The sequence below is a fragment of the Streptomyces sp. NPDC058469 genome (assembly GCF_042721125.1).
Taxonomy (GTDB): domain Bacteria; phylum Actinomycetota; class Actinomycetes; order Streptomycetales; family Streptomycetaceae; genus Streptomyces.
Genome location: NZ_JBHXME010000293.1, coordinates 1 through 6,314, shown reverse-complemented (window position 1 = coordinate 6,314; position 6,314 = coordinate 1). Strand labels below are relative to the sequence as shown.

The following is a 6,314-nucleotide window of genomic DNA, read 5'->3' as shown; positions in this document are numbered from 1 at the left end:
CCTTGGAGCGGAAGTGGCGGAAGAACGTCCGGCGCGCGACCCCGGCCGCGGCCGCGATCTCGTCGACGGTGGTCGCCTCGTACCCCTTGGTCGCGAACAGCTCCATCGCGGCCGCCGCCAGTTCGCGCCGCATCTTGAGGCGCTGGGCGGCGGCGCGGCTGCCCGCGGCACTCTCCGGTGCGTCGGGCGTGGCAGATGTGCGGGAGGGCTTGGCGGGCTGGGGCATGACCCGAACGTACTGCATGTGCGCAGCCTGGCGCGCACGTCGGAGGTTTCCCCCGCCCGCCGCGGGCGGGGGTCCTCCGGTGGGTTCGAGCAGTCCGCCCCAGTCCCCGTCGATCCCGAACCGGTCGTCCGGATGCTCAGCGGCGGGCATATTCGCGGAAGCCGCGGCCCGTCTTGCGGCCGAGGCAGCCCGCGGCCACCAGGTGCTCCAGAAGCGGCGCCGGAGCCAGGCCCGGGTCGCGGAACTCGCGGTGCAGGACCTTCTCGATCGCCAGGGAGACGTCCAGTCCGACGACGTCCAACAGCTCGAAGGGGCCCATCGGGTAGCCGCCGCCCAGCTTCATCGCCGCGTCGATGTCGTCAAGAGACGCATAGTGCTCCTGCACCATCTTGATCGCGTTGTTGAGGTAGGGGAACAGCAGTGCATTGACGATGAAGCCGGCCCGGTCACCACAATCAACGGCATGCTTCTTGATCTTGACGCAGACCTCGCGGACCGTTGAGTGGACGTCGTCGTCCGTCAGCACCGTACGGACGACCTCGACCAGCTTCATCGCGGGCGCCGGGTTGAAGAAGTGCATGCCGATCACGTCCTGCGGACGGGAGGTGGCGCGGGCGCACGCGACGACCGGCAGCGACGAGGTCGTGGTGGCCAGGACCGCGCCCGGCTTGCAGACCTTGTCCAGCGTCGCGAACAGCTGCTGCTTGATCTCCAGGTCCTCGGCGACCGCCTCGACGGCCAGGTCGACCTCGGCGAACGCGTCGTAGGAGCCCGCCGGGGTGATCCGCTCCAGGGTCTGCGCGGCGGCCTCGGCGGTCAGCCGCCCCTTGTCGACGGAGCGCGAAAGCGACTTGCCGATACGGGACTTGGCGAGCTGCGCCTTCTCCTCGCTGCGGGCCGCGAGGACCACGTCGTACCCGGCCTTGGCGAAGACCTCGGCGATACCGGAGGCCATGGTCCCGGAACCGGCGACCCCGACCGAGCGGACCGTACGGCCCGGGGCGAGCCGCGCGCCCTCCGGCGGGGTCAGCGCGTCCCGCACGACGGTCGCGCTGCCCGGAGTCTCGTACGAGTAGAAGCCGCGACCAGTCTTACGGCCGGTCAGGCCCGCCTCGCTGAGCTGCTTCAGGATCGGCGCGGGGGCGTGCAGGCGGTCGTGGGACTCGGCGTACATGGCCTCCAGGACCGTGCGCGCGGTGTCGACGCCGATCAGGTCGAGGAGCGCGAGCGGGCCCATGGGCAGCCCGCAGCCGAGCCGCATCGCCGCGTCGATGTCCTCGCGGGAGGCGTACTTCGCCTCGTACATCGCGGCCGCCTGGTTGAGGTAGCCGAACAGCAGCCCGTCCGCGACGAACCCGGGCCGGTCGCCGACCGCGACGGGCTCCTTGCCCAGCTCGACGGCGAGGTCGGTGACCGCGGCGACGGCGGCGGGCGCGGTCAGCACCGAGGAGACGATCTCGACCAGCTTCATCGCAGGTGCCGGGTTGAAGAAGTGCAGCCCCAACACCCGCTCGGGGCGCGCGGAGTCGGCGGCCAGCCGGGTCACGGAGAGGGCGTTCGTGCCCGTCGCGAGGATGGTGTCGGGGCGCACGATCCCGTCCAGCTCGCGGAAGATCTGGTGCTTGATCTCGTACGACTCCGGGGCCACCTCGATGACCAGGTCGGCGTCGGCCGCGGCGCTCAGGTCGGTGGAGGTGCGGACGCGGGCGAGGGCGTCGGTGCGCTCCTGCTCGGTCAGCCGGCCGCGCCGCACGGCGTGGGCGGTCGCGGTCTCCAGGGCGGCGACGGCGTGGGCGGTCGCCGCCTCGCTGACGTCGATGCCGACGACCTGGCGGCCGGCCCGGGCGAGGACCTCGGTGATGCCGGTGCCCATCGTGCCGAGACCGACGACGGCAATGGTCTTGAACGGGGACAGGGGAGCGTCGGACAGGGGAGCTGCCATCGCGGGACTCCTGGAAAGAGGGTGACGACTGGGAGCGCACTCCGTACGCCGAGGGGCGCACGGAGTTGCGAGAAGGAGTGCGGGTGATGCCGGGCAACGAGCGCACACGCCCGGCGAGAAGAGAGAGTTCCGACCGGCCCTGTCCCAAGCCGTGTCGTACTGCGGTACACGAGGTACCGAACCGACTGCTCCCCCACTGCCTTAAAGGAGTGGGAGGTGCCCCCAACGGCGGCTGCGTCACCAGGCCGCCGTAAGGAGATATGCGAGTGGGTAACTCGCTCACCTGAGCTTAACCGGTGAGTAACGAGCGCGCCAGCCCCCGAGTTTGTGATGTAGGTCCCGGGGTTCCTGTGACACCCATAGGCTCGGTTTCATGGACGAAGAGTTGCGATCACTCACGGAGCGCTTACGGCGGGAGTCGGGAGGGGCGGTGCCGTACGAGCGTCTCGTGGCGACCGGCGACCTCGACGAACTGGCGGAGGCGCTCACCGCCCCCGGTCATCCGCTGTGGGCCAAGGAGCTGGCCGCGTTCCGCCTCGGCCTCGCCGGCGACCGGCGCGCCTTCGAGTCCCTCGTCCTGTTCCTCAACCACCGCGACCCACCGCGCTGCGCCTCCGCCGCGTACGCCCTAGCCCGCCTCGACGACCCCCGCACCGCCCGCGCGGCAGCCACCCTCGCCACCAACGAACTCCGCGTCGCCTACGCCCTGCACCCCGTCCGCCTCCTGGCCGACCTGCACGCCCCCGAGTCGGTCCCCGCGCTCATCACCACCCTGCAACGGCGCCTCCGCCCCCACGACCCGTACCGCCGCGTGGCCCTCGCCTGTGTGGAGGGCCTCGGTGAACTGGCCGACCCGCGCGCCAGACCGGTACTGAACGACGCCCTCGCCCACCCGGCGCTGGCGGAGGCGGCGGTGCATGCGCTGGGGCGGATTCCGCGGCAGCGGTGAGCTGGGTTCGCTGTGCGACACCTCCTCAGCCCGTCAGTTCCCTGACGTACCGCACCTCGGGCACCAACACCCCTTCCACCTCGTACGGCTCCTCGGCCCCGTCCGTCCGGAACCCCGCCCGCTCGTAGAACCGGCGGGCGCGGGCGTTGCCCCGGACGACCCAGAGGAGGACGCGGTCGTGGCCGAGGGTCGCGCACTGCCGTAGGGCCTCCTGTACGAGGGCCCGGCCGGCGCCGGTGCCCACGTGCTGCGGGTCGAGGTAGAGGGCGTACAACTCGGCGTCCTCGGTGCGGAGTTCGCCGTCGCGGTACGGGCCGAGCGCGGCCCAGCCGATGAGTTCGGCGCCCCGTGTCGCGACCAGGTTCACCACGCTGTCGTCGCCCTGCGCGAGGCGGGCCCGGCGGCGTTCGGCGTCGGCCGTCGCGCTGAGGGCGTCGAGGAAGGGCTGCGGCATGAGGCCCCGGTACGCGAACTGCCAGCCCAGGACGCGGATTTTGGAGACGCGGTCGCAGTCGGCGAAGGTCATCGGGCGGATCCGGAAGGGCTCGACGTCGTCCATGGCGGCACCCTAGGGATGCGCCGGCCGAGCCTGCCTCCGAATTGGCCGCGCCTGTCTCCGAATTACCCGGTTGGTTCGGCGATCACCGCGAACGCCTCGATCTCCATCAGGAACTCCGGTCGCACCAGCGCGGCGACCTGTACCGCCGACGCTGCCGGAAGCCGGTCGTCGGGTATGTGCGCCGCGCGGGCCGTCCGGATGGCCGGCATGTGGGCCATGTCCGTGACGTAGAAGGTCAGTTTGACCACGTCGTCGAAGGTGGCCCCGGCGGCGGCCAGGCAGCGGCGGAGGTTCTCGAAGACCTGGCGGGCCTGGGCCGGTGCGTCGCCCTCGCCGACGAGCTTGCCGTCCTCGTCCAGGGCGAGCTGGCCGGAGACCGCGACGAAGCGGCCGGTGCCCGTCACGACGTGCGTGTAGGCCGTCGCGGGGGCGACGCCGTCGGGGGCGGGAATCCTCGTCAGCTCACTCATGCGTCCATGGTGGACCATGGGTCTGACAACGAGGATTCCCGCCCCCGAGGGACCGTCAGGCCGTGCTCAGCCGCGGAAGCCCAGCAGGCCGTGCAGTGTCGAACCGTGTGCCGTGCTCGTCGCCGCCTTCGCCGTGGTCAGCGGCTGTGGGTCGGGCGTCTTCTGGCACACCGCGTCGACCTCGCCGCCACTGCGCGGCACCTTGCCGTTGGTCAGATACGTCGCCAGGTACTTGTCCAGGCAGGCGTTCCCGCTCAGCGTGATGCCGTGGTTCCCGCCGCCCTGCTCGACCACGAAACTCGAACCGGCCAGCATCTGGTGGACCGTGGCGCCGCCCTCGTACGGAGTGGCCGCGTCGTTCGTCGCCTGGAAGAGCAGCACCGGCGGCAGCTTGCCGTTGGCGATGTTGATCGGCTGCTCCGACCTCGTCGGCCAGAACGCGCACGGCGCGTTGTACCAGGCGTTGTTCCAGACCATGAACGGCGCCTTGTCGTAGGCCGCCCAGTTGTCCTTGCGCCACTGGTTCCAGTCGCGCGGCCAGGACGCGTCACGGCACTGCACCGACGTGTAGACGCTGTACCCGTTGTCCCCGGAGGCGTCGATCGCGGCGAAGTTGCCGTACGCCTCGACCAACGGATCGGCGTTCTTGTCGTTCACGTACGCCGCGAACGCCTCGGCGAGATAAGGCCAGTAGCCGTTGTAGTACCCGCCCGGGATGAAGGTGTCCTCCAGCTCGGATGCCCCCACCTTCCCGTCGGCCGGCTTCTTGGCCAGCGCGGCCCGCATCGCGTACCACTTGGCCTCGATCTTGGCCGGGTCGGTGCCGAGCTTGTACGTGGAGTCGTACTTGGCGATCCACGCCATGAGCGCCTGCTGGCGGTCGTTGAAGGCGTAGTCCTGGCCGAGGTTGTCGTCGTACCAGACGCCCGTGGGATCGACGATGGAGTCCAGGACCAGGCGGCGCACGCGCTCCGGGTAGAGTTTGGCGTACACGGCGCCCAGGTAGGTGCCGTACGAGTAACCGAAGTAGTTGATCTTCTTCGCGCCGAGCGCCTGCCGGATCGAGTCCATGTCGCGCACGGCACTGATCGTGTCGATGTACGGCAGCACGCTCGCGTACTTCTTGCCGCAGGCGGCCGCGAACGCCTTCGCGCGCGTGAGGTTCGCCTTCTCCAGCGCCGGGGTGCTCGGCACCGAGTCGGGGCGCACCGGATTGAAGTGACCCGGCTTGCAGTCGAGGGCGGGTGTGCTCTTGCCGACCCCGCGCGGGTCGAAGCCGATGACGTCGTACTGGGACGCCACCGCCTTGGGCAGCGAGGACGCGACGAATCCCGCGAGGGTCAGCCCGCTGCCGCCGGGGCCGCCGGGGTTGACCAGCAGCGGCCCCTGGTAGGTCTTCGCGGTGTGCGGGACGCGGGACAGGGCGAGCGTGATCTGCTTGCCGTGCGGGTTCGCGTGGTCGAGGGGCACCTTGACGCTTGAGCACTGGAGCGTCGGATAGTTCGTCGTGGCGCAGCTCTTCCAGCTGAGCTTCGCCGTCCGGACGCTGGTGGTGGGGTGCGCGGTGCTCGCGTCGGCGGGGAGAGCGGTGACCGTCCCGGCCACGACGACGGCGGCACCGCACAGTACGGCTGCGCGTTTTCTCATGAGTCCTCCCTGGGCGGAGAGGCAGCGGACCGCGGGACTCGCGGTCGGTCCTCGCCGCATAGTCCCGAAAACCCGGGGCGGAAGAACCTGTTCAGCCGATACTTGACCCAATTGGGCCGCCGGATGCGCTCGAACGCCCTCAGATCAGCGAAAGCTGCGTCGGTTCGGTCACCGGCTGGTCCGCCGGGTCCGGCGGCTCGGGAATCCGGCGCGGCATCCCCGCGCGCGCGGGACCGATGCCGTACTCCTGCGCCAGGTCGTGGACCTGACGGGTGATCCGGCGCTGGTACCACTTCGGGGCGTACGCGCCCTCCGCGTACAGCCGCTCGTAGCGGCGTACCAGGTGCGGGTGGTGCTGCCCGAGCCAGGCCATGAACCACTCGCGGGCACCGGGCCGCAGATGCAGCACCAGGGGAGTCACCGAGGTGGCCCCGGAGGCCGCTATCGCCCTTACGGTGGCGCGCAGTTGGGCCGGGTCGTCGCTCAGGAAGGGGATCACCGGGGCCATCAGGACCCCGACG

General features: G+C 70.7%; 6 protein-coding genes and 1 pseudogene. 1 reads left to right on the top strand and 6 read right to left on the bottom strand.

The window, feature by feature from the left end; genetic code table 11:
- Together ACFWP5_RS51390 and ACFWP5_RS51385 are read right to left on the bottom strand one after the other, a co-directional pair.
- On the bottom strand, positions 1-244 hold a 244-nt coding region (locus ACFWP5_RS51390; protein WP_384174027.1), incomplete at its 3' end, for a TetR family transcriptional regulator.
- 118 nt (positions 245-362) lie between these two features.
- Complete coding sequence (locus ACFWP5_RS51385; protein ID WP_384174024.1) at positions 363-2,168, bottom strand: 3-hydroxyacyl-CoA dehydrogenase family protein; 1,806 nt, start codon at positions 2,166-2,168, stop codon at positions 363-365.
- A 373-nt stretch (positions 2,169-2,541) separates the two neighbouring features.
- Here ACFWP5_RS51385 and ACFWP5_RS51380 point away from each other — a divergent pair, with 373 nt between their 5' ends.
- Positions 2,542-3,117: an adenylosuccinate lyase gene (locus ACFWP5_RS51380; RefSeq protein ID WP_384174021.1), complete on the top strand. Its 576-nt coding sequence runs from the start codon at positions 2,542-2,544 to the stop codon at positions 3,115-3,117.
- A gap of 25 nt (positions 3,118-3,142) precedes the next feature.
- Here the strand turns inward: ACFWP5_RS51380 and ACFWP5_RS51375 are convergent, their stop codons facing one another.
- From ACFWP5_RS51375 to ACFWP5_RS51360, 4 genes and pseudogenes are all read right to left on the bottom strand, one after another.
- Complete coding sequence (locus ACFWP5_RS51375; RefSeq protein ID WP_384174015.1) at positions 3,143-3,676, bottom strand: GNAT family N-acetyltransferase; 534 nt, start codon at positions 3,674-3,676, stop codon at positions 3,143-3,145.
- A 62-nt stretch (positions 3,677-3,738) separates the two neighbouring features.
- Complete coding sequence (locus tag ACFWP5_RS51370; protein ID WP_384174012.1) at positions 3,739-4,146, bottom strand: RidA family protein; 408 nt, start codon at positions 4,144-4,146, stop codon at positions 3,739-3,741.
- A gap of 66 nt (positions 4,147-4,212) precedes the next feature.
- Positions 4,213-5,793 carry an alpha/beta hydrolase gene (locus tag ACFWP5_RS51365; protein WP_384174009.1) on the bottom strand — a complete coding sequence of 527 codons (1,581 nt, stop codon included), beginning with the start codon at positions 5,791-5,793 and terminating at the stop codon, positions 4,213-4,215.
- A gap of 139 nt (positions 5,794-5,932) precedes the next feature.
- Positions 5,933-6,314, bottom strand: a pseudogene (locus tag ACFWP5_RS51360) (radical SAM protein); the annotation flags it as partial.